The 4,009-nt window shown below is 69.5% G+C and carries 3 protein-coding genes; all 3 read left to right on the top strand.

Annotation, left to right across the window (positions count from 1 at the left end; all coding sequences use genetic code 11):
• Positions 1 to 260: 260 nt before the first annotated feature.
• Positions 261 to 1,001, top strand: coding sequence for a tRNA (guanosine(46)-N7)-methyltransferase TrmB (gene trmB, locus IY392_RS10740; RefSeq protein ID WP_107757516.1), 741 nt, complete (start codon positions 261 to 263; stop codon positions 999 to 1,001).
• A 37-nt stretch (positions 1,002 to 1,038) separates the two neighbouring features.
• Positions 1,039 to 1,713: an NYN domain-containing protein gene (locus tag IY392_RS10735; RefSeq protein ID WP_107757515.1), complete on the top strand. Its 675-nt coding sequence runs from the start codon at positions 1,039 to 1,041 to the stop codon at positions 1,711 to 1,713.
• A gap of 12 nt (positions 1,714 to 1,725) precedes the next feature.
• Positions 1,726 to 4,009 (top strand): MMPL family transporter (locus tag IY392_RS10730; RefSeq protein WP_194861203.1); only part of this gene is annotated, 2,284 nt, incomplete at its 3' end.

Below are 4,009 nucleotides of genomic sequence, written 5' to 3'. Positions count from 1 at the left end.
GGTCGACACCGTGCTCCCGCGCGGCACCGACGATTCGTCGGACCCGCGAGACGGGGTCGGCGCCAGGGGGCCGCACCCTGGTGTGGGTGGCGGCGTCCTCGGTCACGATCGGCACGGGGTCATGGTGTCCCGGCCGGGCTCCCGGGGCAAGACCTTCCCTGCCCCGGCGGCGACGGGAGGCGAGGACCCGCCATCCCCGGGGACGACCCGCACGGCCACCGGATTCGGACCCGGGCCCCCGACTACGCGATGATGACCGGGTGAACCAGAGCGAAAGCCCCCGATCGGCGGACGGATCGACCCCTGATCACGACCCGCGTCTGTTCCCCCGGGTCACGGCCTACCGGTTCCGTCGCGGCACCCTGCGTCCGGGCCAGCAACGCAACTGGGAGGAGCACTGGCCCACCTACGGCCGCAACGTCGCGGACGAGGTGATCGACCCGGAGGTCATGTTCGGTCGCGTCGCACCGCTGATCGTCGAGATCGGGTCCGGGACGGGGACGTCCACCGCGGCGATGGCGGCAGAGGAGCCGGACCTGGACGTGATCGCCGTCGAGGTCTACCAACCCGGCCTGGCCCAGCTCCTGGGGATGATCCTGCGAGAGGGCCTCGAGAACGTCCGGATGATCCGCGGCGACGGGGTGGATGTGCTCACCAACATGATCGCGCCGGCGAGCCTGACCGGGGTGCGTGTGTTCTTCCCGGATCCGTGGCCCAAGGCGCGCCACCACAAGCGCCGGCTCCTGCAGTCGGGGACGTTCGCCCTGATCTCCTCGCGCCTCCGTCCCGGCGGCGTACTCCACGTGGCTACCGACCACGCCGACTACGCCGACTGGATCGCCGAGACCGGCGACGCCGAACCGTCACTCGAGCGGCTCGACGCCACGACCGGGGACGGACACGTACCGTTCAGTCTGAAACGACCCGTGACGAAGTTCGAGGGCAAGGGTCTTCAGGAGGAGCGAGTGATCAACGAGTTCCTCTGGCGTCGCAGAGACTGACACACCCGAATCTCCGAGAAGGCCGAGGCTGTAGACGATGACCCCACCTGACGGACCGGACGACCACGAGATCACCGACGTGGTGCCGCCCGACGACCCGGGCCTGGTGCTGCTCGTCTGGGACGCGCCCAACGTGGACATGGGCCTCGGGTCCATCCTCGGCGGACGCCCCACGGCCCTCTACCGGCCACGCTTCGACGCGCTCGGGCGGTGGCTGCTCGGGTACGCGGCCGAGTTGTCGGTGAGCTCGGGCGACACCCTCGAGGCCGAGGCGACCGTCTTCACCAACATCGTCCCGGGTACCTCGGACAATGTCCGCCCCTGGGTCGAGGCCCTGCGCAACGTCGGCTTCGCCGTCTTTGCCAAGCCCAAGACCAGCGAGGACTCGGATGTCGACGACGACATGCTCGAGCACATCGACCGGCGCGCCGAGTCCGGTCGGCTCGCGGGCGTGGTGGTGGCCTCCGCCGACGGCCAGGCGTTCCGCGAACCGTTGGAGGATCTCGCCGACGAGATCCCCGTCACCGTCATCGGTTTCCGGGAGCACGCCACCTGGGCCGTCCAGCACGACACGATCCGATTCCTCGACCTGGAGGACATCCCGGGTGTGTTCCGGGAGCCCCTGCCCCGGGTCAGCCTCGAGAACCTGCCGGACGAGGGGGCCTGGTTGCAGCCGCTCCGGCCACTCACCGCCCTGCTCACCTCGCGTTAGGAGCGCGCCGCCGTGTTCAACTCACTCGGGCGTGTCGTCGCCCGCCGCCGCATCCTCGTCACGGTCGTCATGGTCGTGGTCATGGCCGCGCTCAGCGTGGCGGGCAGCATGTTCGGAAACGCCTTCGGCCAGGGCGGCTTCGAGGACCCGGAGAGCGGGTGGGCGACGGCCGAGCGGCTCGAGCAGGAGGCGTACGGCCGTGACGCGCTCGGCGACGTCGTCGTCAGCTACCACGCCCCCGAGGGCACCACGGTCGACGATCCGGCCTTCCAGGAGCCCATCCGCGCCTCGCTCGACTCGATCCGCACGGAGTTCCCGGACGAGGTCACCGGCGTGACCAGCTTCGTGTTCAACCAGTCCCCCGCCCTGGTCAACCGGGACGAGGGCATCGCCGTGGCCTCCATCCAGATCGCCGGCGAGGAGGAGGAGATCCTCCAGAACTTCCGGGTGATCGAGGACCGGATCGACGTCGACGGGATCCAGACCGACGTCGCGGGGGTGCAGGCCGTCGCCGGTGCGTTGCAGGACGGCATGGACGCGGACCTCGTGCGCGCGGAGCTGATCGCGCTCCCGCTGGTGTTCCTGCTGCTCATCGTGGTCTTCGGCGGGGTCGTCGCCGCCTTCCTGCCCGTTGCGGTGGGGGTGCTGACGATCGTGGGCTCGCTCGGTGCTCTGCACCTGCTCTCGCTGGTCACCCCGGTGAACTCCTTCGCCCAGAACGTGGTGACCCTGATCGGTCTGGGCCTGGCCATCGACTACGGGTTGTTCGTGGTGAGCCGGTTCAGGGAGGAGATGGCCGAGGGGTATCCGCCGGACGCGGCGGTGCGACGCGCGGTGGCCACCGCCGGTCGGACGGTGGTGTTCTCCGCGGTCATGGTGGGCGTGACCCTGTCCGGCCTGCTCATCTTCCCGCAGGACTTCCTCAAGTCGGTGGCCTATGGCGCGATCGCCGCGGTGATCCTCGCCGCCGCACTGTCGGTGACCCTGCTGCCGGCCGTTCTGATGATGCTCGGTCACCGCGTCGACATGCTCGGCATCACACGCCTGCAGCGCCACCGCTCACGGGAAGAGGTCGAGAACGGCCTGTTCGGTCGCATCGCGGACTTCTCCATGAAGCGCCCGGTGGCCGTGGCGGTCCCGGTCGTGGTGGTCCTGGTCGCACTGATCATCCCGTTCTCCGGGGTCAAGTTCGGCGGCATCAACGAGACCTACCTCCCGCCGGACAACCCGACCCGCGTGGCACAGGAACAGTACGACCAGAATTTCCCCGGAACCCGCACGGACCCGGTCAAACTCGTCGTGATCGGATCGGACGGCACCACCCTGTCGCAGATCCGCTCCGCGGCGAACGAGGCACCGGGACTGACCGGACCGTTCCAGTTCGCCCGGTCCGGTGAGCAGGACGCTCAGGGTCGCGACGTGGTGGTCCTGCAGACCGGCGTCGTCGACCGCAACGCGGCCACCGACACCGTCGAGTACCTGCAGGCGTTCCCGATCCCCGCCGGGACCGAGGTCTACGTGGGCGGTAACCCGGCGATGGAACGCGATTCGGTGGAGGCCCTGGTCGACGGGCTGCCGTGGTTCGTGCTCTACGTCCTCATCGCCACCACCATCCTCATGTTCCTGGCGTTCGGTTCGCTGGTGCTGCCGATCAAGGCCGCGATCATGAACCTGCTCGGACTGGGCGCCACGCTCGGGATCCTCACGTGGATCTTCGTCGACGGTCATCTCGCCGGCCTGCTCGGGTTCACACCGGGGCCGCTGACGTCGCCCGTGGTCGTGCTCCTCATGGCGATCATCTACGGCCTGTCCACGGACTACGAGGTGTTCCTGGTGTCCCGGATGGTGGAGGCCCGTTCGCGCGGGGCCCGCACCGCAGAGGCCATCCGCAACGGGGTGGCCCACACCGGTCGGATCATCACCTCGGCGGCGCTCATCCTCATCGTGGTGACCGGCGCCTTCGCGTTCTCGGACATCGTGATGATGAAGTACATCGCCTTCGGCATGATCGCCGCGCTCATCATCGACGCCACCGTCATCCGTATGCTGCTCGTGCCGTCGGTGATGCAGATGCTCGGCACCGACAACTGGTGGGCGCCGAAGTGGATGAAGCGCGTCCAGGAGCGGGTCGGCCTGGGCGAGGCCGAGATCGACGACGAGCCCGAACTCCTGGTCGCGGGTCCGGGGCGGGTCGGGTCGGCGGGCGCCGGTGTGCCGGTCACAGCCCCGGCCGGGCCCGTGGACGGACGGTCGACCTCCGGGCCCGCCGACGCGGTGGACGTGCGGTCCCCGGCGA

This window comes from Dietzia sp. SYD-A1 (genome assembly GCF_015356725.1).
Lineage (GTDB): Bacteria > Actinomycetota > Actinomycetes > Mycobacteriales > Mycobacteriaceae > Dietzia.
Note: the sequence above shows the minus strand (reverse complement) of the source record. Positions and strands in the feature narration are given on the sequence as shown.